Annotated in this window: 23 protein-coding genes and 1 tRNA gene; 12 read left to right on the top strand and 12 right to left on the bottom strand. The window is 48.2% G+C overall.

The window, feature by feature from the left end; all coding sequences use genetic code 11:
• The first annotated feature begins 182 nt into the window (after positions 1-182).
• Together BRW83_RS02905 and BRW83_RS02900 are read left to right on the top strand one after the other, a co-directional pair.
• Positions 183-257 (top strand) — tRNA-Arg (locus BRW83_RS02905).
• Between the two features lie 229 nt (positions 258-486).
• Positions 487-2,400, top strand: coding sequence for an ATP-binding cassette domain-containing protein (locus tag BRW83_RS02900; protein WP_005881711.1), 1,914 nt, complete (start codon positions 487-489; stop codon positions 2,398-2,400).
• Positions 2,401-2,405: 5 nt separating this feature from the next.
• Here the strand turns inward: BRW83_RS02900 and murJ are convergent, their stop codons facing one another.
• The gene (gene murJ / locus BRW83_RS02895) at positions 2,406-3,956 is read right to left on the bottom strand and encodes a murein biosynthesis integral membrane protein MurJ (RefSeq protein WP_005881712.1); all 1,551 of its coding nucleotides are present in this window, start codon (positions 3,954-3,956) and stop codon (positions 2,406-2,408) included.
• Between the two features lie 186 nt (positions 3,957-4,142).
• Here murJ and rplU point away from each other — a divergent pair, with 186 nt between their 5' ends.
• The 4 genes from rplU (at position 4,143) to proB (ending at position 7,115) form a co-directional block, all read left to right on the top strand.
• Positions 4,143-4,454 (top strand): 50S ribosomal protein L21, encoded by a 312-nt coding sequence (rplU, locus tag BRW83_RS02890; RefSeq protein ID WP_005881713.1) that lies wholly within the window; start codon positions 4,143-4,145, stop codon positions 4,452-4,454.
• A 59-nt stretch (positions 4,455-4,513) separates the two neighbouring features.
• Complete coding sequence (rpmA, locus tag BRW83_RS02885; RefSeq protein WP_005881714.1) at positions 4,514-4,780, top strand: 50S ribosomal protein L27; 267 nt, start codon at positions 4,514-4,516, stop codon at positions 4,778-4,780.
• A gap of 92 nt (positions 4,781-4,872) precedes the next feature.
• Positions 4,873-5,979, top strand: a complete 1,107-nt coding sequence (gene cgtA / locus BRW83_RS02880) for an Obg family GTPase CgtA (protein WP_005881715.1) — start codon at positions 4,873-4,875, stop codon at positions 5,977-5,979.
• A 17-nt stretch (positions 5,980-5,996) separates the two neighbouring features.
• Entirely contained in the window at positions 5,997-7,115 is a 1,119-nt protein-coding gene (proB, locus tag BRW83_RS02875; protein ID WP_005881716.1) for a glutamate 5-kinase, read from the top strand.
• Between the two features lie 8 nt (positions 7,116-7,123).
• Here the strand turns inward: proB and BRW83_RS02870 are convergent, their stop codons facing one another.
• A complete protein-coding gene (locus BRW83_RS02870) occupies positions 7,124-7,738 on the bottom strand; it encodes a CNP1-like family protein (RefSeq protein WP_231284512.1) in 615 nt (204 codons plus the stop codon).
• On the bottom strand, positions 7,701-8,306 hold the full coding sequence (locus BRW83_RS02865; RefSeq protein ID WP_005881718.1) for an RNA pyrophosphohydrolase: 606 nt from the start codon (positions 8,304-8,306) through the stop codon (positions 7,701-7,703). Before BRW83_RS02865 ends, BRW83_RS02870 begins: the two co-directional genes overlap by 38 nt.
• Before the next feature lie 195 nt (positions 8,307-8,501).
• Here BRW83_RS02865 and BRW83_RS02860 point away from each other — a divergent pair, with 195 nt between their 5' ends.
• The gene (locus tag BRW83_RS02860; protein WP_036603991.1) at positions 8,502-10,241 is read left to right on the top strand and encodes a proline--tRNA ligase; all 1,740 of its coding nucleotides are present in this window, start codon (positions 8,502-8,504) and stop codon (positions 10,239-10,241) included.
• Between the two features lie 215 nt (positions 10,242-10,456).
• On the opposite strand, the gene BRW83_RS02855 is transcribed toward BRW83_RS02860, so the two are convergent.
• The gene (locus tag BRW83_RS02855) at positions 10,457-10,843 is read right to left on the bottom strand and encodes an SWIB/MDM2 domain-containing protein (RefSeq protein WP_005881720.1); all 387 of its coding nucleotides are present in this window, start codon (positions 10,841-10,843) and stop codon (positions 10,457-10,459) included.
• 225 nt (positions 10,844-11,068) lie between these two features.
• Positions 11,069-12,433: a signal recognition particle protein gene (ffh, locus tag BRW83_RS02850; RefSeq protein ID WP_005881721.1), complete on the bottom strand. Its 1,365-nt coding sequence runs from the start codon at positions 12,431-12,433 to the stop codon at positions 11,069-11,071.
• Positions 12,434-12,756: 323 nt separating this feature from the next.
• Between ffh and BRW83_RS02845 the strand changes: the two genes are divergently transcribed.
• The 3 genes from BRW83_RS02845 (at position 12,757) to BRW83_RS02835 (ending at position 17,244) form a co-directional block, all read left to right on the top strand.
• Positions 12,757-14,430, top strand: a complete 1,674-nt coding sequence (locus BRW83_RS02845) for a formate--tetrahydrofolate ligase (RefSeq protein ID WP_005881722.1) — start codon at positions 12,757-12,759, stop codon at positions 14,428-14,430.
• Positions 14,431-14,827: 397 nt separating this feature from the next.
• Entirely contained in the window at positions 14,828-15,835 is a 1,008-nt protein-coding gene (locus BRW83_RS02840; protein ID WP_005882784.1) for a 2-dehydropantoate 2-reductase, read from the top strand.
• A gap of 179 nt (positions 15,836-16,014) precedes the next feature.
• On the top strand, positions 16,015-17,244 hold the full coding sequence (locus BRW83_RS02835; protein WP_005882785.1) for a pyridoxal-phosphate-dependent aminotransferase family protein: 1,230 nt from the start codon (positions 16,015-16,017) through the stop codon (positions 17,242-17,244).
• 152 nt (positions 17,245-17,396) lie between these two features.
• Here BRW83_RS02835 and BRW83_RS02830 read toward each other — a convergent pair whose 3' ends face one another.
• Genes BRW83_RS02830 through purB form a run of 3 tightly spaced genes read right to left on the bottom strand, consistent with a single transcriptional unit; the run spans position 17,397 to position 20,328 of the window.
• Positions 17,397-18,290: an NAD(P)-dependent oxidoreductase gene (locus tag BRW83_RS02830; RefSeq protein WP_081442204.1), complete on the bottom strand. Its 894-nt coding sequence runs from the start codon at positions 18,288-18,290 to the stop codon at positions 17,397-17,399.
• 37 nt (positions 18,291-18,327) lie between these two features.
• The gene (locus BRW83_RS02825; protein WP_005881725.1) at positions 18,328-18,867 is read right to left on the bottom strand and encodes an acyloxyacyl hydrolase; all 540 of its coding nucleotides are present in this window, start codon (positions 18,865-18,867) and stop codon (positions 18,328-18,330) included.
• A 33-nt stretch (positions 18,868-18,900) separates the two neighbouring features.
• Positions 18,901-20,328: an adenylosuccinate lyase gene (gene purB / locus BRW83_RS02820; RefSeq protein WP_005881727.1), complete on the bottom strand. Its 1,428-nt coding sequence runs from the start codon at positions 20,326-20,328 to the stop codon at positions 18,901-18,903.
• A gap of 142 nt (positions 20,329-20,470) precedes the next feature.
• Between purB and BRW83_RS02815 the strand changes: the two genes are divergently transcribed.
• Positions 20,471-21,076, top strand: a complete 606-nt coding sequence (locus tag BRW83_RS02815) for a glutathione S-transferase N-terminal domain-containing protein (RefSeq protein ID WP_005881730.1) — start codon at positions 20,471-20,473, stop codon at positions 21,074-21,076.
• A gap of 49 nt (positions 21,077-21,125) precedes the next feature.
• Here the strand turns inward: BRW83_RS02815 and mnmA are convergent, their stop codons facing one another.
• Entirely contained in the window at positions 21,126-22,229 is a 1,104-nt protein-coding gene (mnmA, locus tag BRW83_RS02810) for a tRNA 2-thiouridine(34) synthase MnmA (RefSeq protein ID WP_005881732.1), read from the bottom strand.
• A gap of 3 nt (positions 22,230-22,232) precedes the next feature.
• Complete coding sequence (locus BRW83_RS02805; RefSeq protein WP_005881733.1) at positions 22,233-22,694, bottom strand: NUDIX hydrolase; 462 nt, start codon at positions 22,692-22,694, stop codon at positions 22,233-22,235.
• 475 nt (positions 22,695-23,169) lie between these two features.
• Between BRW83_RS02805 and panD the strand changes: the two genes are divergently transcribed.
• Positions 23,170-23,529, top strand: coding sequence for an aspartate 1-decarboxylase (gene panD / locus BRW83_RS02795; protein ID WP_036603192.1), 360 nt, complete (start codon positions 23,170-23,172; stop codon positions 23,527-23,529).
• An 88-nt stretch (positions 23,530-23,617) separates the two neighbouring features.
• Here the strand turns inward: panD and murU are convergent, their stop codons facing one another.
• Positions 23,618-24,334, bottom strand: a complete 717-nt coding sequence (gene murU / locus BRW83_RS02790; protein ID WP_005881736.1) for an N-acetylmuramate alpha-1-phosphate uridylyltransferase MurU — start codon at positions 24,332-24,334, stop codon at positions 23,618-23,620.
• Positions 24,335-24,365: 31 nt separating this feature from the next.
• Complete coding sequence (locus BRW83_RS02785; protein WP_005881739.1) at positions 24,366-25,400, bottom strand: aminoglycoside phosphotransferase family protein; 1,035 nt, start codon at positions 25,398-25,400, stop codon at positions 24,366-24,368.
• Positions 25,401-25,482: the final 82 nt, after the last annotated feature.

Raw genomic sequence — 25,482 nt, 5'->3', positions numbered from 1 at the left:
CTGCTTGTCTCTTCTGAGCCGGTTTCAATTGAATCAGAACAGTTAGTATTTATATGCCCAAACAGATGTTGATTTTGATGCAGCAAAGAATTGAAAAAAAATTTGTTTTTAAAAATTTCAAACGCCGTTTATCAAACTCATTGTCTGCAAACCTTTTCTGATGCTATAGTTGCTAGTTCGGTGTCCCCGTAGTTCAATGGATAGAACGAGTTCCTCCTAAGAATTAGATGTCGGTTCGATTCCGGCCGGGGATACCAATCATCCGCGCCAATCTGCACCTGTGTTTGATATCACTCTATCGTTCATGCATTCAAGCGGTAACCACTAAACATCTCAAATGCTTTTCAACAGGACAGTAAACGCCCGTGTCCCGGAGTGTTATGACGCATATTGACCCACGCAAATAATTTTCCGGACTATATCTGCAAAATACTTGCCGTTACAATACCGTTCTCACCCATTCGCACGATTACCGTTTAATTCACTATGGCTCTTATTACGCTCTCAGACGCTCAACTCGCTTTCGGTCATTTTCCCATGCTGGATCATGCGGAATTTTCTCTTGAAGAAGGCGAGAAAGTCGGCCTGATCGGACGCAATGGCACGGGTAAATCCTCATTGCTTCAGATACTCGCAGCAAAAGCGCACCTTGACGATGGCATTTTACAGGTACAAAACGGTTTGCAAATAGCCTACGTGGAGCAGGAACCATATTTTCCGCCGGAACAAACCGTTTATGAAGCCGTTGCCTCCGGATTGTCCGACGTTCAGAAACTGCTGGCAGATTATGAAACATTGACCGCGACACTCGGCCAGAATGACGATTCAAGGACACTTGAACGACTTCATGAATTGCAAACCCGTCTTGACGCTGCTGATGCATGGAATCTGAATAACCGGGTTGAAACCATTTTAAACCGCCTTTCCTTAAACAGAACAGATAAAGTCGGCACTCTTTCGGGCGGCTTGCACAAAAGAGTCGCGCTGGCTCAAGGCCTTGTCAGCTCACCCGACGTTCTCATACTGGACGAACCGACCAATCATCTCGATTTTGAATCCATTCTCTGGCTTGAAGAATTGTTGAAAGAATTTCGCGGCAGCCTTATTTTCATTACGCATGACCGCCGCTTTCTGGATCATATTGCGACCCGAATTGTAGAACTTGACCGTGGAAAGCTTTTGTCGTTTCCGGGTAATTTCAGCAGTTACAAAACCACAAAAGCGGAACAGCTTGCAGTCGAAGAAGTGGAAAATGCCAAATTCGACAAATTTCTGGCACAGGAAGAAGTCTGGATCAGAAAAGGCGTGGAAGCGCGCCGTACCCGCAACGAAGGACGTGTCCGCAGGTTGGAAGCCCTGCGACTTACCCGCTCTGGCCGCCGGGAACATCAGGGACAAGTAAAGATGGACGTGTCCCTTGGCGAACGTTCCGGGAAACTGGTTACCGAACTGACGGATGTGTCGAAATCATTCGGAGACAAGACTATTGTGAAAGCGTTTTCCGAAACGATTCTTCGTGGCGACAAGATCGGCATTATCGGTCCCAACGGCATCGGCAAAACAACTCTTCTGAAAATGATTCTCGGAGAACTTGCTCCCGATTCAGGCAATATCCGGCTTGGCACAAAGCTTCAAGTCGCTTATTTCGACCAGATGCGCGCACAACTGGATGATGAAGCCAGTCTGATCGACACCATTTCGCCCGGCAGTGAATGGGTGCAAATCGGCGAGCAGAAAAAACACGTCATGAGTTATCTTTCCGATTTTCTCTTCACACCTGAACGCGCGAGATCGCCGGTCAAATCCCTGTCGGGAGGAGAAAGAAACCGGCTTTTGCTGGCTCGTCTTTTCGCGCGTCCTGCCAACGTTCTGGTTCTGGATGAACCTACAAACGACCTTGATATCGATACACTTGAATTGCTGGAAGAACTGCTGGAAGAATACAGCGGAACGGTTTTCCTTGTCAGCCATGACCGCGCCTTTCTCGACAATGTCGTCACACAGGTTATTGCAGCTGAAGGAAACGGTATCTGGCGCGAATATATCGGCGGTTATAGCGACTGGGAAAAACAACGTCCTGCCCCGCTCGTTGACGAATCTGTGAAAAAAACAACGGAAAAAGAACCACCTGCCCCCGAGGCAAAAAAAGAAATGTCAGGCACGGCAAGACGAAAAAAACTGAGTTACAAGGATCAGCGGGAACTGGATGAGCTTCCCGGTAAAATTTCAGCGCTTGAAAATGAACAAGACCAGATTTCCACACGCCTGAACGACCCGGAGCTTTATAAAAAAGATGCGTCTGAAGGTAAACGCCTTAACCAGCGTTTTGTCGAAATCGAGGAAGAGCTGATGAATTGCATGGTCCGCTGGGAAGAACTCGAAGCCAAAACGAAAGATTGAAGAAGCTATTGGGCAATCCGGCGAAAATGCCGTATCCGGAAACCGAGCAGCAAGAGTGCGCCGAAATAAACGACCCCACATACAATCATCACGATAGCAAGCGCACCCATTCTGTAAAGCGGGTGTGCCTGCATCCCGATCCAGTCGAAATAGCTGGCCGACCAGATGGATACAACTGCCAGCAGAACCAGCGCTACAGCCAGCTTCAGAAAGAAGATTTTCCATCCCTTTTCAGGCTGGTAAATCCCTTTCTTTCTGAGCATATAAAACAGAATGGCTGCGTTACCACAGGCTCCAATTCCGATAGACAGCGCAAGACCGGCATGAGCAAAAATCGGCACAAAAAACAGGTTCATCAGCTGCGTCAGAATCAGGACGAATACGGCAATTTTAACGGGCGTCCTGATATCCTGTTTGGCATAAAAACCCGGCGCGAGAATCCGTACGACTATCAGGCCAATCAAACCGACCCCATAGGCAATGACTGCGTAAGCTGTCATGTTAACGTCCACCGCATTGAATTTCCCGTAATTGAACAGGGTCGCCGTAAACGGAACAGCCAGCGTCATCAAGAGGATCGATGCCGGCATTGCCAGCAAAAACGTCAGCCGAAGCCCCCAATCCATAAGGGAAGAATATTCTTTATCGTCATTATTGGCGTGCGCCTTTGAAAGGCTTGGCAATAATATCGTACCCAAGGCGATGCCCAGCAAGGCATTGGGAAATTCCATCAGGCGGTCTGCATACGAAATCCATGACACGCTGCCATGAACCAGTCTCGATGCGATATTGGTATTGATCATCAGACTGACCTGCGCGACCGAGACGGCGAAAACGGCCGGGATCATCTGTCTGATGATGCGCTGGACACCCGCATCGCTGAAAACCCCGACAATATTGAAGGAAATGCGAGGCAACATGCCGATTTTCTTCAATGCCGGAATCTGGATTGCCAGCTGCAGCAGACCGCCGATAAACACGGCTCCTGCCAATGCCAGAACAGGTTGTGACAAATAAGGGGCGACAAACAGGGAAGCGATAATGAACGATACGTTCAACAGCACTGGCGTGATGGCCGGAATACGAAATTCACGCCAGGTATTTAAAATGCCGCCTGCCAGAGCGACCATCGACATAAAGAGAATGTAGGGAAACATAATCCGCGTCATCAACACGGATAGTCCGAAAATTTCGGAATTGCCATCCAGACCTGTCGCAACCAGATAAACGACAGCCGGAGCGGCAAGAATTCCGACAACCGTGATCAAAAGCAGCGTCCACATAAGCGCTGTCGCCACTTTATCGATCAGCTCTTTTGCCGGGTCTGTTCCTTTTTTATTGGCGTATTCAGCCAGAATGGGAACGAATGCCTGCGAAAAGGCGCCCTCCGCAAAAAGGCGTCTTAACAAATTCGGTATCCTGAATGCGACGAAAAACGCATCGGTAAAACCCGATGCGCCAAAAGCGCGTGCAATCAACAGCTCCCGCAACAAACCGGTTATGCGCGAAAGCATGGTCATGCCCGAAATGGTCAACAATGTTCTAAGCAAATTCATGTTGCGGCATTATAGCGCTCAACTATAGTTGATATACTTGCTTATCTCTTTATTTTTAATGAGTTAAATAAACATCAAACCGCCAAATTCCTTTGACGGAGGCTCCAAGCCACTGTATAATTTGACGTTTTCCAGTTTCACCCCTGAGTTTTCAGGATTTTTTACACATTTATTGATGGAGTTTCCATGTACGCGGTCATAAAAACCGGTGGCAAACAATATAAAGTTGTCGCTGGCAAAAAATATAAAGTAGAACAGATACCGGCAGACATTGGTTCCGAAATCACTCTCGATCAGGTTCTGGCAGTAGGCGAAGGCGAATCCATTCGCTTCGGCGCTCCACTGGTTGACGGTGCCAAGGTTCAGGCTACGGTTGTAGCACAAGGTCGCCACGACAAGGTCAAGATTTTCAAGATGCGCCGTCGCAAACATTACCAGAAGCGTCAGGGCCATCGCCAGAATTATACTGAACTGCAAATCGTTTCGATCAATGCTTGATACCGGCCTTGATTCATTGTTTGAATCAGGTCATAAAGAATTTATACTGGAGTTTTAAAATGGCACATAAAAAAGGCGGCGGTACCACCCGCAATGGTCGTGAATCGGAATCGAAACGACTGGGCGTAAAAGTTTACGGTGGACAGGCCATTAACGCTGGCAGCATCATCATGCGTCAACGCGGCACCACTATCCATCCCGGCGAAAACGTCGGCATGGGCAAAGACCACACCCTGTTTGCTTTGGTAAACGGTACGGTCAAATTCGTTCGCAAGGGCGAAGCCAACAAACATTTTGCAATGGTTGTTCCAGCAGCCGCTGCATAAAAACTGTTTACAGGCTTGATTCATGCGAGCCTTTTCAGACACGAGAGGGCTCTGCCGATGGCAGAGCCTTTTCATATTGATCGGACGACTCTATGAAATTTATTGACGAAGCACGAATCGAGGTAATCGCCGGTAACGGAGGCAATGGCGTCGCTTCGTTCAACCGCGAAAAATTCAAACCATTTGGCGGCCCTGACGGCGGCGATGGCGGGAAAGGCGGAAGTATATGGGTCGTTGCCGACAATAACGTGAACACCCTGATCGATTATCACTACACCAAGATGTACCGCGCCAAAAATGGTGAAAACGGTCGTGGTTCCGATTGTTACGGCAAGGGAGCGGATGACATTGTTCTCCATATGCCTGTCGGAACGATCATTACTGATCGCAACACCGGCGCAGTCATTGCCGATTTAGTTGAAAACGGCCAGAAACAATTGCTGGCACAAGGTGGCGAAGGTGGATGGGGCAATATCCATTTCAAAAGCTCGACCAATCGCGCGCCACGCCAAAGGACAGAAGGCAAAACAGGCGAACGTTTTGAACTTCAGCTGGAATTGAAAGTATTGGCAGATGTTGGCCTGTTGGGAATGCCAAACGCAGGCAAGTCCACTTTCATTTCTGCTGTTTCCAACGCACGCCCGAAAATTGCCGACTATCCATTCACGACCTTGCAGCCAAATCTGGGCGTCGTTCGTGTCGGCGCTGAAAAAAGTTTCGTTATCGCCGATATCCCCGGTCTGATCGAAGGTGCCGCAGAAGGCGCCGGTCTGGGACATCAGTTTCTAAGACACTTGCAACGCACTCGCCTGTTGCTGCATATGATCGACATTTCTCCTTTCGATGAAGCCGATCCGGTTCATAATGCAAAGGCGCTCATTGCCGAACTTGAGAAATACGATCCTGAACTGGCACAAAAACCCCGCTGGCTGGTTTTGAACAAACTCGATCTGGTACCTGAAAATGAACGCGCAAAACGGGTAAAGGATCTTGTCAAAAAGCTGAAATACAAAGGTCCTGTCTTTGAAATTTCCGCCTACACCAAAACAGGATGCTCGGAACTGACGGATGCCATTTACCGTTATTTCGAAGAATTGCGTCAGGAAGAAAAACAGGCGAACAAAACGGATATCATTGAAGAAGCCCGCAAGATCGACTCTATTGATGCGGACGATCCACGTTTCAAATCCATCGATTAAAACTTGACTCTGCCATCATGAATTCGGTCATACAAAACGCCCAGCGCCTCATTATCAAGGTCGGTTCTTCTCTTGTCACCAACGACGGACACGGTCTTGATCATGCAGCCATATCGAAGTGGTCTGACCAGATCGCCAGATTGCGACTACAGGGAAAAGAAGTTATTCTGGTCAGTTCCGGGGCCATTGCCGAAGGGATGCTTCAGCTGGGTTTTGAAAAACGCCCCAGCGATATTCATGAATTGCAGGCCTGTGCGGCAGTCGGCCAGATGGGACTGGCGCAGATTTACCAAACCAGCTTTCAGAGTCATGGATTGCAAACTGCACAGGTTTTGCTGACGCATGCCGACCTGGCCGATCGCGAACGTTACCTGAATGCACGCTCGACCCTGTTCACGTTGCTTCGTCTGGGCGTCATTCCGATCATCAATGAAAACGATACCGTTGTAACCGATGAAATCAAATTCGGTGACAACGATACGCTGGGAGCGCTTGTCGCCAATTTGATCGAGGCGGACGCCTTAATCATCCTGACTGATCAGAAAGGCCTGTTTACTGCTGATCCCCGCAAAAATCCCGACGCAAAATTCGTGACGGTTGCGCAGGCGGGCGATCCGAAACTGGAGGAAATGGCAGGCGGTGCGGGTAGCAGCATTGGCCGTGGCGGCATGTTGACTAAAATATTGGCCGCCAAACGGGCTTCAAGCTCGGGTGCCCATACTGTTATCGCCTGGGGTCGTGAAAATGACGCTCTTATCCGTCTGGCGAATGGCGAACTGATCGGTACGCAACTTGTCGCACCCAATAGCCATTTGCAAGCCCGCAAACAATGGATGGCCGATCATTTGCAAACAGCAGGAAGCGCCATTCTCGATTCAGGCGCAGTCCAGAAAGTCATCCACGAAGGAAAATCTCTTTTGCCGATCGGGGTAACACGTATTAAAGGCGAATTCGGCCGTGGTGAAATCATTTCCTGTCTGGATGAATCCGGCAGGGAAATCGCACGAGGCCTTTCCAATTATTCCAGCGCAGAAGCCCTGCTGATTTTGCGGCACAAGTCATCAGACTTCATGACTATACTCGGTTATGATGGTGCGCCCGAACTCATACACCGGGACAATATGATTGTTCTTTGACCCAGTGATTACATCCCATCGACACGCCAGGTGTTCTTATTCTTGATGGAACGGTTGTATTTGATCCGGAAAATCATATCTTCCTTCTTGCCGGCAATGGCTTTTTCTTCACAAAAATAATCCTGGGCCAATGCGCCGTGTGGCCTGTTGGATGAATAAAATTGAATGTCACGCCAAACGGCATGTTTGGATACCGTCCACTTGCCGTCTTTTGAACCGTAAGCATATCTTTTGATTTCAAACGTTGCGCACTTCATGCCTTCATAGGTGATATTGACAGCTCCGGCACGGCTTTTTGAAACCATCGTGTAACGGATTTCATCTTCTCCGACAGTCAGGGAATTACTGTCGATAAAAAATTCCTGTGTCTGGGTAGGACTGACTTCGAAAGGCAAAAGATTTTCTTCTTTTGGAAAGGCAGGAAGGACAAGGGGCATTTCCTTTTTTACTTTTGGCGCCTCTTCTTCATCTTCGTCAAGACCACGCTCGCCAAAAAAGATTTCAGCATGCGCGGCATGAATGCTGGCAGAGACAATCATCGCTGCCAGCAACATTCTGGCCAATATTTTCAGACAGACAAAGAATCTATTTTGTATCCGTTCCACCATCTTTAACGGCTCCATTTTCTTTTACTCCTTCTCCGGTGTTCCTGTCTTTTACAGGAATACCGGATTGGGGAGTGTAAATCCTGAAATAATTCTGGTTATCAGGTTTTGGCGCCGGGTTCAGAAAACGGGACAATTCCTGTAATGCCTTCAGATAAACGTCTCGCTTGAACTCGATCACGACATCCAGCGGTACCCAATACTGGTGCCAGCGCCATGCGTCGAATTCGGGCGTATTCGTTATTCTGAGATTGATATCACTGTCGCGACCAATCATCCGCAACAAAAACCAGATTTGTTTTTGCCCGCGATAATGCCCCCTGATTTCCCGACGGATGAAATGAGGTGGCACCTCATAACGCAGCCAGTTTCGGGTTCGCCCGACAACCTTGACATGTTCCTGCCGCAAACCGGTTTCTTCCTGCAATTCACGGTACATGGCCTGTTCCGGTGTTTCGCCATACTTGATGCCACCCTGTGGAAATTGCCAGGAATGTTCCCGTACCCTTTTACCCCACCAGACTTCATTATTGGTGTTAAGCAGAATAATACCGACGTTGGGGCGGTAACCTTCTCGGTCCAACATTTTTCACCTCAATGTCTCTGCAGATTGTCATTTCACCAGTTTGATCTTTTGTCATCGGCAAAACTCTTTACGATAGTTACAACAAAACAAACATCTATTTTGCCTGATTAGACAAACTGTGAACGCATCTGCCAGCCAATCCTTTAAAATTACAGGAATTATAACCCTGTTATGTCAAGAAAAGAATTCACTCTCATGCGCGCATCACAATTTTTTATCTCTACTCTGAAAGAGGCTCCAGCGGACGCTGAAATTATCAGTCATAAACTCATGGTCAGAACCGGCATGATCCGACGTCTTGGGTCCGGTATCTACGCCTATATGCCAATGGGTTTGCGTGTCATTCACAAAATCGAAAATATCATCCGGGAAGAAATGAATCGCGCCGGAGCTGTCGAATTGCTGATGCCTCTCGTCCAGCCGGCAGAACTCTGGCAGGAAACCGGACGCTGGCAGAAATACGGCCCGGAACTCCTGCGCATCAAGGACAGACACGACCGTGATTTCATTATCCAGCCGACTTCGGAAGAAGTGATTACCGACATCGCACGTAATGTCATCAAATCCTATCGACAGTTGCCGATCAATTTTTATCATATACAGACGAAATTCCGTGATGAACGACGCCCGCGTTTCGGTTTGATGCGCGGCCGTGAATTCACGATGAAAGATGCGTACTCTTTCGATCGCGATGTTGACGGGTTGAAAAAATCGTATCAGATCATGTTTGACGCCTACGTCAAAATCTTTACCCGCTTCGGCCTTAAATTCCGTCCGGTCGCCGCAGACAATGGGGCTATTGGCGGATCGGGTTCGCACGAGTTTCACGTTATTGCAGAAACCGGTGAAGACGCGCTGGTTTATTCAAGGGAATCGGAGTACGCCGCCAATATGGAAGCGGCTATTGCACTTCCTCCTTCTGCAGAGCGTGCAGCAGCTACCCGGTCAATGCAAAAAGTGGCTACGCCGGGTCAGAAAGCCTGTGAAGATGTCACCAATTTCCTGAACCAGCCACTTTCCCAATCACTGAAAGTCATCGCCGCGATCCGTACGGATATTGCCGCAGGCGAAAAAGGACATTTTGTCGTCATCCTGATGCGCGGCGATCATGACTTAAATGAAGTCAAAACACAAAAAATCATCGGTGAATTCCGTTTTGCCAGTGAAAGCGAAATCATTCACCATCTGGGATGTCCAGCAGGTTATCTGGGCCCAATCGGTCTTGAAAAACGGGAAGACATCGCTCTTTATGCCGATCATGCCGTGACTGTCATGAGTGACTTCATCTGCGGAGCCAATGAAAAAGACATGCATTTTACCGGTGTCAACTGGGAACGCGACTTGCCATTGCCTGAAAATATCGCTGACTTTCGTAACGTTGTCGAAGGCGACCCATCTCCGGACGGCAAGGGAACGCTTGCCATTCAGAGAGGTATTGAAGTCGGCCACGTCTTCCAGCTGGGAACGCGTTATTCCGAGGATATGAATGCGAGCTATCTCGACGAAAACGGAAAACCCCAGTTAATGCAGATGGGTTGTTATGGAATCGGCGTCACTCGTATTGTGGGTGCGGCTATTGAACAGAATAATGATGACAAGGGCATTATCTGGCCGACGTCGATTGCTCCGTTTGAAGTTGTCCTCTGTCCGTTGGGATACGATCGTAGCGAAGCGGTCAAGAAAACGGCTGACGAACTGTACGAATCCCTGAAACAGTCGGGCATCGACGTTATTATGGATGACCGTGGTGAACGTCCTGGCGTGATGTTCTCTGACTGGGAACTGATCGGGGTACCTCACCGGATCGTTATCGGCGACCGCGGCTTGAAAGATGGCAAGCTTGAATATCAGGGAAGACGGGATACCGAAGCCACGGCGATACCGGTTGGAGACATGGCACAATTTGTCATTGCCAAAGTAGCCGCTGAAAAATGATGGCCTGAAGCTTTTCAAACCGGCATTCAACGAATGCCGGTTCATCGGTCAGAATAAAAAACGCCAGATTGCTCTGGCGTTTTTTTATTGAACTGGCCGGAAACGCAAGTTAGTTATTGCATGGCACCGTTAAAAGCATTCTCTTTCGCACGGAAAAAACCCGCCATGCCAGTGAAACTGGCCTTCATTCCAGCCTTTCAAACACGGGTCGACGCTTATTTCAATTGAGCGGAAACCAGTTTTGTCATTTCAAACATGGAAACCTGTTTTTTACCACCGAAAACCGGTTTCAGTTTGTCGTCGGCATTGATCATGCGACGATTGTCCTTGTCCTGCAAATTGTATTTCTTGATGTAATCCCAGACTTTCTTGGTCACTTCAGTACGCGGCAAAGGCGCTGCACCCACAATAGCTGCCAGCATGGCCGTAGGAGTTACCGGTTTCATGAATGCTGCATTTGGGGTACGTTTCTTTGCTGGTGCTGCGGTTTTAGCCGCCTTTACGGGAGCTTTTTTGGCAGGCGCAGCACTTTTTTTGGCTGGTTCTGCTTTTTTAGCTGGGGATGCTTTTTTAGGTTTTGCTGCAGATTTTGTTGTTGCCATAACGATGCCTCATATACAAAGTACGAAAGGGAATTTATGTAACTTGCTGCAGGAACAAATATAGGTGCTAAATCCGGCACAATGCAAGCACTTTTTCCCCATCCTTTAACAAAGTGTGGCTAATGTGCTTCTTAATATGGCAGGCAATGCATCAAACCCAAATTTTTTAGTGGTATAAACGCCAATTTATTGATTTAAAAGACGTTCTCCACCCCTTAAAATCGCTTAACGCATACCCGGCATCATTCCTTTCAAGCCACGCATCATTTTCATCATTCCGCCGCCTTTCATTTTTTTCATCATCGATTGCATTTGCTCGAACTGGGATAACAGCCGGTTGACATCCTGTACCTGGACACCAGCTCCTGCAGCGATTCGACGTTTGCGGACTGCCTTGATAATTTCAGGTTTGCTGCGTTCCTGCGGTGTCATGGAATGGATGATGCCTTCCATTCTTCGAACCTGCTTTGCAGCCTGATCCATATTCGTTCCAGCGGCAGCCTGCTGAAACTGTGCAGGCATTTTGCTCATCATGCTCGACAAGCCGCCCATATTTTTCATTTGACCAATCTGTGCCAGAAAATCATTGAGATCGAAACGTCCTCCGACCTTGAGTTTCTTTTCCAGTGCCTGTGCAGCCTTGATATCGACATTTTTGCGGGCTTCCTCAACCAGCGCGAGAATGTCGCCCATACCGAGAATGCGATTGGCCATCCGGACCGGATCGAATTCTTCAAGACCATCCAGTTTTTCAGAAACGCCGACGAATTTGACCGGTTTGCCTGTAATATGACGAACCGACAAGGCAGCCCCCCCGCGCGAGTCGCCATCGAGCTTCGTCAAAACGATCCCTGTCAGAGGCAATGCATCGTTAAAACTTTTGGCAACGTTGATGGCATCCTGCCCAAGCATGGCATCGACAACAAACAGGGTTTCGATAGGCGAGAGAGTTTTGTGTAATCCGGAGATTTCCTGCATCATCTGCTCATCGATACCCAGACGACCGGCTGTATCGACAATCAGGACATCGTAAAAATGACGTTTGGCATGATCCAGTGCCGCTTTTGCAATCTGGATGGGTTCGGAAGCATCGGATCCATAAAAATCGACACCGCTTTGTCCCGATACCGTTTCCAGCTGCTTGATTGCCGCAGGACGATATACGTCAGTTGAAACAGTCAGTACTTTTTTCTTTTTTTCCTGTTTCAGATAGCGTGCCAATTTACCGACGGTCGTCGTTTTACCCACCCCTTGCAGACCTGCCATCAGGATAATCGCCGGGGGTTGCGTCGCAAAATTCAGTTGCGATGCCTTTTCACCCAGATCGGCGCCCATTATCTGTGACAATTCCTGCTGGACGACACCGACAAGCGCCTGCCCAGGAGACAATGAATCCATTACCTCTTTTCCGACCGCCTTTTCACGGACTTTACCGATAAAGCTTTTTACGACAGGCAAGGCAACGTCGGCTTCAAGAAGGGCCAGGCGGACTTCGCGAAGCATTTCCGCTGTGTTGGTTTCCGTTAAACGGGCTTCACCACGAATGGTTTTAACGACCTTGGCCAGCCGCTGGGTCAGATTATCAAGCATATCAATATAAAAAATGATGAGATTAACCGGTCAATGTCCAGGACATTGGAACTTCGCCGATATTGTAATCGTATTTTGAATCTGTCAGAAAAATTCAGGGGCTTTTCTCTTTATTCCCGATTCATTTCTGCTGAATTTACTCTATTTTCAACGCTTCTTGTTCTACAGACATTATTCATTTTTACAGGGAAAAAAAGAATAATGAAGAATAAATGCTTCTGACAGGCATTTTTAGTTGCGAACCGTACTTTGTATATTCTACAATGGCCTTTAACTTTGAATTCCTGTAACCTTTTTTCCTGCAGAGAAAGCGAGACTCAAACATGACATCAGATATTGCAATTGCTCAAAGTGCGAAAATGCTTCGCATCAGCCAAGTTGCTCAACGCTATGACATCGAGGAAGAATACCTGGAACCGTATGGTCATTACAAAGCCAAAATCTCCCTGGATTTCCTTGACACTCTGAAGGACAAGCCGGACGGTAAACTGGTTATGGTCACGGCCATCAATCCGACCCCGGCAGGCGAAGGTAAAACAACGACGACTATCGGTCTGGGCGATGCACTGAACCGCATTGGCAAGAAAGCAATTATCTGTTTGCGCGAACCATCCATGGGCCCGGTTTTCGGCATGAAAGGCGGTGCTGCTGGCGGCGGCTTTTCGCAGGTTATTCCAATGGAAGACATCAACCTGCATTTCACCGGCGACATCAGTGCCGTTGCACTGGCCAACAACCTTCTGGCTGCCTTGATCGACAATCACATTCATCACGGCAATGAGCTCGGCATCGATGCCCGTCGTGTTGTCTGGAAACGCGTTGTCGATATGAACGATCGTTCCCTGCGCAGTGTTACTGTCGGCCTGGGTGGGCCTGCAAATGGTTACCCACGTGCTGACGGCTTCAATATCGCCGTCGCGTCCGAAGTGATGGCAATTCTCTGTCTGGCCAACAGTTTGCAGGATCTGAAAGAAAGACTGGGCAAAATCGTTATCGGTTATACCCGCGATCTGAAACCGGTTCTGGCGAGTGATCTGAAAGCGCATGGCGCCATGGCTGCCATTCTGAAAGATGCCATCAAGCCTAACATGGTTCAAACGCTGGAAAACAATCTGGCCCTGATTCACGGCGGCCCATTCGCCAACATCGCTACGGGCAGCAATTCCGTCATCGCGACAAAAGCGGCATTGAAACTGGCGGATTATGTCGTGACTGAAAGCGGTTTCGGCGCTGATCTCGGTGCTGAAAAATTTGTCGATATCGTTTGTCGCAAATCCGGCCTGCGCCCTGACTGTGCTGTCATTGTCGTCACCATTCGTGCATTGAAATATCACGGTGGTGTCAACCTGCCTGATTTGGGCAAGGAAAATCTGGAAGCGCTTGAAAAAGGCATTGCGCATCTGGAACGCCACGTCAACAATATCCGCAATCACTACGGTTTGCCTTGCGTCATCTGCATTAACCATTTCACACTGGATACAGAAGCTGAAATCCAGTTGCTGAAAGACAAAATGGCCAGCCGTGGCGCGCCTATTGTCGTTTCCAAACACTGGAGCGAAGGTGGCAAGGGAGCGGAAGAACTGGCAAAAACCGTCGTTAACGTCATCGATACCACTCCAAGCAATTTCAAATTCGTTTACGACGAAAAAGAATCGCTCTGGGATAAAATGTCGACTTTGGCTACCAAGCTGTATGGTGCCAGAGATGTTGTTGCAGACAGCAAAGTCAAGGCTCAAATCAAAAAACTGGAAGAAGACGGTTACGGCAATTACCCTATTTGCGTTGCCAAAACACAATATTCCTTTGCAACCGATCCTGCATTGCGTGGCGCTCCATCAGGCCATTCTGTGAACATCCGTGAAGTGCAACTGGCTGCCGGGGCGGAGTTCATTGTCATGATGTGCGGTGACGTTATGTTAATGCCGGGTTTGCCGAAAGTCCCATCTTCCACTATGATTGACATAGATGCAGAAGGACGCATTGTCGGATTATTCTGATTTTGAGTTATTTTTCGGCCGAAAAAGCTGAAAAACAAAATAATTGGTTGGGCTATTGTTGCGCTACCAGCGCATGATTTAGCCCTTCCATTATTTGTGTTACACAATTTAAGAAGGCTGAACCTGATTCGATTTCGATGTCAGGTTTTGATAAAACCGCCCTCCACGACACTGTCTATCAGACAGTGTTCAATAAACCTTTTGTTACCTGCAAGGTTCTGGAATGATGGGCATGGGTTTTTCTCATATGTACGAGAACTTCATACATAAAAAACGAAAATATATTAAAAATAAGTAAACGGCATTATCGGAAAAGCGTGGGCGCACGCCACCTGATCATAAAAGAAAAAAATTTCGATAGCCGCGAAGCTGGAACTATATTTAAAAGGGAAAGAACATGAAAATTGCGATCATAGGAGCCGGAGCGATAGGAGGCTACGTAGGAGTGAAACTGGCGTTAGCGGGAGAAGACGTCACCTTCATCGTGAGGGGAGCCAACCTCGAGGCCATCAAGAACAACGGCATGAAGCTGATAATGGAAGATGGAACCGAGCACGTCGCAAAAAACGTCAAAGCCACGAACAGCTACGATGAAGCGGGTCCGCAAGACATGGTCATTCTGGCCTTGAAAGCCCATCAGGTAGACGCGGTAGCGGAAGACGTGCCCAAACTGTTCGGGCCGGACACCGTCGTCGTCACCATGCAAAACGGCATTCCGTTCTGGTACTTCCACAAACACGGAGGTCCACACGAAGGCAAGCGCGTCCAGAGCGTCGATCCGACAGGACTCATCAGCGCCAAAATTCCGGCAGACCGCATATTGGGTTGCGTCGTCTACCCGGCTTCCGCATTGATCGCTCCTGGCGTCGTCCAGCACATCGAGGGAGACCGTTTCCCGATCGGCGAACTCGACGGAAGCATCACCGAGCGGGCCCAGAAAGTGTCCGAAGCCTTCATCAACGCCGGCTTCAAATCGCCGATTCTGGAAAACATCCGTTCGGAAATCTGGTTAAAGCTGTGGGGCAACCTCACCTTCAACCCCATCAGCTCCCTGTCGCACTCCACATTGGTCGACATCTGCCAATTCCCGTTATCGAGAGAGCTGGCAGGAGACATGATGATAGAAGCCCAGAGAATCGCCAACAAACTCGGCATCGAATTCCGTGTTCCACTGGAAAAGAGAATCCGTGGAGCTGAAAAAGTCGGCAAACACAAAACCTCCATGCTGCAAGACGTAGAAGCGGGAAGAGCGCCGGAAATCGACGCCCTCGTTGGATCCGTTGTTGAACTGGGACGCATCACCAACACAGCCACCCCGCACATCAACACCGTCTATGCGTTGGTCAAACTGCTGGCCAAAACCATGGAAGAAGAAAACGGCAAAGTCAAACTGGAATCCTGTTGAATCGGCGATAAAAAAAAACGACACAAACCCCTGTCCTGTCCCAACAAACAGGACAGGACAACCAGAAAGCATCCCAAGAGACCCAAAATGGGGGAAAATAATGCCCTAGGACATTAATTCTCGTTAGGCCCCAAAAAGAAACCTGACAAACCCTTTATTTCCTATAGAGACATAAAATCATGGCAGCAAAAAAAATCAGCTCATTCCATCCACCACAACGCGTCCTGATGGGCCCGGGCCCCTCCAACATCAACCCGCGCGTATTGGCCGCAATGAGCCTCCCCGTCATCGGATACATGGATCCGGCCTTCGTCGACATGATGGCCGAACTCAAAACCCTGTTACGTTATGCCTTCCAGACAGACAACCAGCTGACCTACCCGATCTCCGGGCCCGGTTCCGTTGGCATGGAAAGCTGCTTCGTCAACATGGTCGCTCCTGGCGACAAAGTCGTCGTCTGCAGAAACGGCGTCTTTGGCGGTCGCATGATCGAAAACGTCGAACGCTGCAAAGGCACCCCGATCATCGTCGAAGGCACGTGGGGAGAACCCGTTGACCCGAACGCTGTGGAAGACGCATTGAAGAAAAACCCCGACGCCAGAATCGTCGCGTTCGTTCATGCCGAAACCTCCACCGGTTGCGTTTCCGACGCCAAAACCCTGGCAGAGGTCGCTCACAAACACGACTGTCTGACCATCGTCGACGCCGTCACCTCCCTGGCAGGCTGTCCGTTGAAAGTCAAGGAATGGGATCTGGACGCCGTCTACTCCGCCAGCCAGAAATGTCTGTCGTGCACTCCGGGCCTGTCCCCGGTCACCTACTCCGACCGCGTCATCGACTATGTTACGGGAAGAAAAGACAAGGTCCAGAGCTGGTTCATGGATTTGAATCTCATCCTGAACTACTGGGGTCACACCGTTCGTACCTATCACCATACTGCACCGATCAACGGCCTGTTCGCCCTGCACGAAGCCCTGTTGCTGCTGAAAGAAGAAGGCATCGAAAACACCTGGGCAAGACACCAGAGACACTATCAGGCCCTGAAAGCCGGCTTTGAAGCCATGGGTCTGAAATTTCTGGTCAAGGAAGAAAAAGACAGGTTGCCGCAGATCAGTACCATCATGGTACCGGAAGGGATTGACGAAGCGGAAGTCAGATCGAAATTGTTGTCTGAATTCAACGTTGAAATCGGTGCCGGATTGGGACCGTTGGCAGGCAAGGTCTGGCGTTTCGGTCTGATGGGATATACGGCGAACTCGGCCAATGTGATGTTGTGTCTGTCGGCTCTGGGTTCGATTCTCTCGAAGATGGGGTATCCGGTCAAGGTCGGTGAGGCTGAGGCTGCCGCTCATCAGTCTTATGCCAATCAGCATACGTCCATGGCTCAGAAGGCTCGCTCCCGCTCCTGATTCCTCTCTTCTATCCCTTTATTCATACGCCCGCTTAACGCGGGCGTTTGTATTTTTGCAGAAGCACCTACACCAGCAGACAAACGCACGCGGGCAAAACAAAAAGGCACAACGCCATGTTGTGCCTTTTTATCAAGAGTTTTGTAATCTGTTTAAAACTGATCCGGCTTTTCCCCAAGCCGTATTCCTTTATTCAACTCTTCGAGTGCCAGCAATGCCGCTGCCTGGTCAGCCGATTCATGGGTAGCCAACAGGCCGTCAAAAAGATCAGCGACCAGAGCGGTCAGCGGTAACTGCAATCCGGCATCTTCTGCCGCCGCCATGATATTGACGTGATCCTTGGCCTGACTCTTTATCTGGCCTCCCGGTTTGAAGTTCCGGTCCAGCATTCTTTGTCCATGGACTTCAAGAATGCGGCTTTCCGCAAATCCTCCGCGAATAGCGGCGCGCATGGCGGCCGGATCTGCACCTCCTGCCTCTGCCAGCAACATGGCTTCAGCAACGATCGCCACAGTCCCGCCGACTATCAACTGATTGCACAGTTTGGCAACCTGCCCTGCACCATTCGGGCCGACAAGCGTCGGACGACCCATGACCTTGAATACCGGTTCTGCACGTTTGAAATCGTCCTCTGATCCGCCAACCATGATGGCAAGAGTACCGGCTTCGGCCCCAACGACGCCCCCCGAAACCGGAGCGTCAAGAAAGGCGATTTGTCGTGAGGCCAGTAATCCGGCTACCTCTTTCGCCTCCGACTGTCTGGTGGAACTCATGTCGATAACGAGCGCGCTCGCCTTTAAAGAGGGAAGCATGTCTTGAACCACTCTTTTGACGATAGGCCCTGCTTCAAGCATGGTAATGACGATATCGGCAGAAGCGACGGCTTCTTTGAGTGAATCAGCCACATCGGCACCCAGCTCAGTCAGAGGAAGCGCTTTTTCCTTTGTCCGGTTCCATGCGGACAGAGGATATCCAGCCCTGAGCAAACGGCTTGCCATAGGCAAACCCATCAAACCGATGCCGACAAAAGCAATGCGAGGTAACATATCTGTTTTCAAAAAACTGTCCTGATGTTTTTAAGGATCAGAAGCGGTAAGCACCGCGAAGAACAACGAAGTTTTCACCACTATTCGGTTTTTTGATGCCCGCATTGGAATAATGTTGCAGTCTCAAACCAAGATCGAAGTTATTGTTGAAAACATAGCCGACGCCGATGTGATCCGCAAATTCAAAGGCTGTCGACATGCGATTGCCGTTGTTGTTGTAGGTTTTGGAGAAAAGGCTGGCACCGATACCGCCTTCAACATAAATTCCTTTTTTGTTATCGTTTTCCCAACGGAATACAGGAGTGATGCCGATTACACCGATGTTCTGGGAAGCGTTGCGATCTTCGTAACGATCACCGTGCCAGTAACCAAGGTTCAAGTCCCAGTAACCGTTCAGATGCATTCCACCGGTCTGGAGCCATTTTTTGTTCCAGTCCCATTGCAAACCCACCCGATATAGTTGAACGTGTTCACCCATACCGACTTCAAAAGAAGTCCCGTCAACTGCATGGGCGGGAATAGCCGCGAATCCCAGAACGGCGATCAAAAGTCCAGCACAATAACGGAAAAATCGCATAATTTACTCTCCAATTTTAAAGTGTTGTTATTCTTAAATCTTTTCAGCCAGTTTTGTAGCAATTCCGGTATAACTCGCCGGAGTCATTTTCAGCAACTCGTTTTTCGCAGACTGAGGCAAATCCAGATTCCGAATAAATTCCTGCAAATCCTGTTTTTCAATACCTTTGCCGCGGGTTAAGGCTTTCAATTGTTCATAAGGGTTTTCAATGCCGTAGCGACGCATGACGGTCTGCACAGGTTCCGCCAGAACTTCCCATGCATCTTCAAGATCATGAGTGATGCGTTCGGCATTGACTTCCAGTTTGTTCAAACCACGCAGGCAACTGTCATATGCCAACACGGTATAGCCCAAAGCCATCCCGATATTGCGTAATACAGTCGAATCGGTCAGATCGCGCTGCCAGCGGGAAATCGGCAGTTTTTCAGACATATGCTTCAACAGGGCATTCGCCATACCCAGATTGCCTTCGGAATTTTCGAAGTCGATCGGATTGACCTTGTGCGGCATCGTACTTGAGCCGACTTCTCCAGCCTTGGTGATCTGCTTGAAATACCCCAGAGAGATATAACTCCAGATATCCCTGTTCAGGTCAATCAGAATAGTATTTGCACGAGCAATGGCATCGAACAGCTCGGCGATATAATCATGCGGCTCAATCTGGATGGTGTATTCATTGAAAGTCAAACCAAGACTGTTTTCAACGACATTTCTCGAAAAGTTTTCCCAGTCAAAATCCGGATAGGCGGAAAAATGGGCATTGTAGTTACCAACAGCGCCATTCATTTTCCCCATGATCTCGACGGCAGCAATTTTCCCGGCTGCACGTTGAAGCCGAGAGACAATGTTGGCGATTTCCTTGCCCAGTGTCGTTGGGCTGGCGGTTTGTCCATGCGTTCTTGCCAGCATGGACAGGGATGCATTCTGATGCGCAATTGATCGTAACTGTTCGATAACGGCATTCAATGCCGGCAAAACGACTTCATCTCTGGCAGCCTTGATCATCATGCCATGAGAAGTGTTGTTGATGTCTTCCGAGGTACAGGCGAAATGAATGAATTCAGCCGCTGTTTTCAGTTCATCCGTGACAATTGCATCGACAGTAATCGGGCGCGCCTGCAATCTGGACAACTCCGGAGGAAGAGAAAGGCCTATGGATTCCTTGATCCAGTATTCCACCGCTTTGACGTCGTGGTTAGTGATGGCTTCAATGTCCTTGATACGGGCGGCATCGTCAACGGCAAAATCGTTGACGAGTGCATCGAGAAATTTATTCGTTACGTCGGAAAACGGTCGTATTTCAGAAAATCCGGCTTTGGACAAGGCTTTCAGCCAGGCGATTTCAACTTTGACACGATGCCGCATAAAACCGGCTTCAGAAAGAATCGGACGTAAGGCGCCTGTTTTTCTGACGTATCTGCCATCAAGTGGGGAAAGGGCGGAAAGGGCAGAGAGTTCCATTTGAAAATGCTCATTTATAAATCAGTACGGTTGAATAGTTTAACATTTTCTTGAGGTCATTTATCGATTCTTCACTTCATACTGACGTTAATCAGACACTAAAATGTTATACTTTCATCGTTTTTTTCTGTTCTGGCACATTATGAAACTGATTGGCATTCTCACAAGTCCTTACGTGCGTAAAACGCGAATTGTATTGAATGAAAAGAAAATTGAATACGAATTCGTCCTTACCGATCTGGATTCACCCGACAGTATCATCAATGAATTCAATCCCCTGGGCAAGGTTCCCTGTCTGGTGATGGATGACGGCAAAACACTGTACGACTCCCGCGTCATCGTTGCCTATCTCGATACGACTACCCCTGTCGGTAAATTATTGCCCAATTCAAATCGTTCACGAGCTGACGTCAGATGTTGGGAAGCCCTGGCTGATGGAATTATGGACGCGGCAGTTCTGATCCGCCTTGAAGGAAAGCGCCCGGCAGCACAACAAAGCCAGGAATGGATTGACCGGCAAATGAAAAAAATCCATTCCGGTTTAAAAGCGATGTCTTTCCATTTGGGAAATCGGTCATTTTGCCACGAAAATGCTTTTTCACTCGCGGATATTGCCGTCGGATGTGCGTTAGGCTGGCTTGAATTCAGATTCCCCGGGATCGAATGGCGAAAAGAATATGAAAACCTGTCACAACTTTTCGACAGACTTTCAGAACGTCCATCGTTTAGGGAAACGAAGCCTTTGTGACCGGCCAACCGGTCGCAGCACCGACTGAAACCGGCCTGACGAGAAAGCACTACTCTTTGGAATTGTTGTCGATAATTCCGCCCCCAAGACAAACGTCGCCTTTATAAAACACGGCAGATTGTCCCGGCGTTACTGCCCATTGCGGTGCATCGAAATTCACGGAAAACGCATCGTCACCTTTCACATTCAAGGTTCCCGCCACATCTTTCTGGCGATATCGGGTTTTGACAGATAAAGCCTGATTTTCAGGTGAAAAACCCGCAATCCAGCTGGATTGCGTTGCGATCAATTCAGGAGACAATAACCAGGGATGATCGTGTCCCTGCACGACATACAGGGTATTGTTCTGAATGTCTTTTCTGGCAACGTACCATGCGTCGCTGGTACCGTCCGGATTCTTGAACGACTTCAGGCCGCCGATGCCGATTCCTTTTCTTTGTCCTATCGTGTAAAAGCTGAGCCCGACGTGCTGGCCGATTTCCTTTCCTTCAGGTGTTTTGATCGGCCCCGGTTCATATGACAGATACCGGTTCAGAAAAGCACGAAACGGCCGTTCACCTATGAAACAAATCCCGGTGGAATCTTTCTTTTTCGCATTCGGAAGCCCAAGCTTTTCAGCAATTTTCCGGACTTCCGTTTTCCGGATTTCTCCTAAAGGAAAAATGGCTTTCGAGAGTTGTTTCTGATTCAGGCGATGCAGGAAATAACTCTGGTCTTTGGTATCGTCCACGGCCTTCATCAATTCAAACAAACCATTGTTTTCCCGAACACGAGCATAATGTCCAGTTGCGATCTGCTCTGCCCCCAGAGAAACGGCATGATCGAGAAAAGCCTTGAACTTGATTTCAGCATTGCACAAAACATCCGGATTTGGGGTTCTTCCTGCTTCATATTCGCGTAAAAACTCCGAAAAAACCCGTTCCTTGTATTCTGCGGCGAAATTGACGACCTCGATATCGACCCCGATGACATCGGCGACGCTGACAGCATCCAGCCAGTCCTGACGGGCGGAACAATATTCGCCGTCATCGTCGTCTTCCCAGTTTTTCATGAAAAGCCCGACGACCTCATAACCCTGTTCTTTGAGCAACCATGCCGATACGGAAGAATCGACACCGCCCGACATACCGATAACCACTTTTTTCTTGCTCACAACTTATTTCCTTTCCACAAAGAATGTGGATAAAACCGAAAGGGGCATGCGTTGTCCTTTCCGGTAATCATCAATGGACTTTAAAACCAGAGCGCTGCGATGTCTTTCCGGACACGCGACAATTTCCTCGTATGTCATCCAGACTGTCCGCAAAATATCGGGGTCCAATGGCCGATCCTGCTTCAAACCGATATCGCCTGTGAATGTAAAACGGAGAAAAGATACCTTCTCATTATTTTTCAGATTATATTGAAGCAAATAAACGCCAACGAGTGCCTCCGGAATCAGTTCGCAAGCAGTTTCTTCCAGTGTTTCCCTGACAGCGGCCTCGGCCAGCGATTCATCTGCCTCAAGATGCCCTGCCGGCTGATTCAATAAAATCCCATATTCCGTTTCCTCTTCGACAAGCAGGAAACGATTATCTTTTTCAATAACGGTCGCGACGGTTATCTCGGGCTTTATCATAATGACCTCTATTTTACTTTGTTTTTCCCGAAAATTTCGGAATGGGCTTCTTTCTGCAAAACCAGGCCTGAAGAGGTAAAATAGCTTAAAAGCATGATTTTTCGGTCAGGTTTTACCATTTTTTGATTTTTCGACGAAAAAATTCGTGTATCATAAAAAACTTTCCAAAGTGTAGAAGATTTTTTCGGAAATCGACTTTTCTGCCAGATTCCATTTATAGTTTCAATAATTTGGGCTAACCAACTTGAACCGACCTGAAAAATTGAATCCGGCCTGATAATCAGGCAAAACATGGATGGAAAATCCCAGAACACGACTACTTTTGGTTTTTAAAGTGCGTATAGTACGTACGCGATTACTTCAAACGACTTTTAGTCACCCTGAGAACAGCGTGTCAGGGCTTTTGATTTAAAAAACGAAATCGTTGAAACGTTACAATGTAAAACGAATATTTCGTAAACAGGAGAAACTGGAAATGCAACGGATTATGTTACGCGGCAAGATTCATCGTGCTACCGTCACACAATGTGACTTGGCTTATGAAGGCTCGTGTTCAATTGACGAAGACCTGCTTGAAGCTGCCGGTATGGCCTTGTACGAAAAAATTGATCTTTACAACGTCAACAACGGCGAACGTTTTTCCACCTATACCATTCCGGGCAAACGCGGAAGCGGAGAAATCGGATTGAACGGCGCCGCTGCCCGTCGCGCACATCTTGGCGATCTGTTGATTATCTGTACATTCGGCCCGATGACCGATGAAGAAATCAAGACATGGAAGCCCAAGGTTGTACTGGTTGACGAAAACAACAAAATCACTGCCGTCAAGGAATAAGCGATTCAACAGGCAATCAGTTTGATCAAACGACTGTTGATCATTATTTGAAGCGTGAAGGTCTGTTCATAAAAAACCTGATTGAAAATCAATCAGGTTTTTTATTGGCTATTGCATTAAGCCTGTCGAGTTCCTCGATCGTATTGACGTTTTTCCATTCACCACGGTAGATTTCCCCTCCGACAAGTCCTCTTGAAATATATTCCCTCAAAAGCGTGCCCAATTGCATTTTTTCTCCCGCCTGAACGGAGTCAAACATCGACATCCGGAAAACACCGATACCTGAATAAGTCCATTTTGGTTCTCCTTCATTTTTGACTGTAAAAGAATTCAGCGCAAAATCCCCATGCGGATGAAAAGGGGGATTCGGAACCAGATATAACCAGGCGACATCCCTGGAAGCCAGATCATACGGTTTCCCCCAGACATCATTATCCTGAAGAACGGTTTTCACTTCTTCAAAATCAAAGTAAGGACAATATACATCTGCAGCAATGGTGACAAAGGGATCTTCTCCAAGCAGATGACGAGCCTTGGCAATGCCTCCGGCCGTTTCAAGAGCCGACTCCTCATGAGAATAGGAAATGGCAGCACCATAACGCGAACCGTCTCCCAGCATTTCTTCTATCTGCTCGCCCAAATGAGCATGATTGATGACAATTTCAGTAATGCCGGCACGAACCAGATTGACGATATGCCAGACAATAAGGGGACGCCCCCTGACTTTCAGCAAAGGTTTCGGACAAGTGTCAGTCAAGGGGCGCATACGATTTCCACGCCCGGCTGCAAATATCATTGCTTTCATTTTCTATCGCTCTCTGCAAATGACTTGAATTCTAAAAAGAATAAGTGACGTCCTGTTTCTTGTCCTGAATTTCATCAAGCAAACGGGCCAAAGGAGCCAATTCACTGTATCGTCGCGCTGTTTTATCGGCATATTTCAGGACAAGCGGGATATCGTTTAAATAAGCTTCTTTTCCATCGCGATGATATAGACGGGCAAAAATGCCCAATACCTTGAGATGACGCTGGATACCCATGAATTCGAAATCCCTGTAGAAAAGGTCGATATCCGGATTGACCGGCAAACCGATCCTCTTCGCTTTTTCCCAGTAACGGATGACCCAGTCCAGTACTTTTTCCTCGTCCCATTCGATATAGGCATCTTTCAATAACGAAACAAGATCATAGGTAATAGGGCCAAAGAGGGCATCCTGAAAATCCAGAATTCCGGGATTATTGTCATTCTGTCCCAAACGCATGAGATTACGGGAATGGTAATCACGATGGACGAAGACCTGAGGCTGTGACAGATTGTTTGCCAGAATCAGCCTGAAAACCTTGTCAAGCTCTGCCTTCTGTTTTTCGCTCATCTGAACATTCAGATGTTTGCCAATGTACCATTCCGGGAAAAGTTCCAGTTCACGCAACAGGGCGGCCCTGTCATATTCCGGCAATATATCCGGCTGGCTGATCGATTGAATACTGATCAGGGCATCGATGGCATCCAGATAAAGTCTATTGGCCGTTTCATCGTTCAATTCGTTCAGATACGTTGTCACACCGAGGTCGGATAAAAGCAGGAACCCTTTTTCGATATTTTTTGCCAGTACTCTTGGAACAGCTACCCCACTCCGGCCGAAAATGTCAGCGATATGAATAAATGGTTCGACTCTTTCCTTGTCAGGAGGCGCATCCATGACAACATATGAGCCGGTTGGCGAATCGACCCGGAAATACCGGCGAAAACTGGCATCAGAAGATGCCGGTCTTACTGTTTGGACATCAAGGTGAAATTCCGACAGTGACGCGAGCCATTCAAGCAGGGAAATCATCCGGGAATCTGAAGTATTTTGAGAAGTTATTGACATGAAAGATGAAACGTTACGTTTTTAATGACAAAGTTCCCATATAATAAGCGATTCTGAATAATATATTGCAGCCTAATTTCTT

The organism is Oxalobacter formigenes (assembly GCF_002127965.1).
Lineage (GTDB): Bacteria > Pseudomonadota > Gammaproteobacteria > Burkholderiales > Burkholderiaceae_D > Oxalobacter > Oxalobacter formigenes.
Note: the sequence above shows the minus strand (reverse complement) of the source record. Positions and strands in the feature narration are given on the sequence as shown.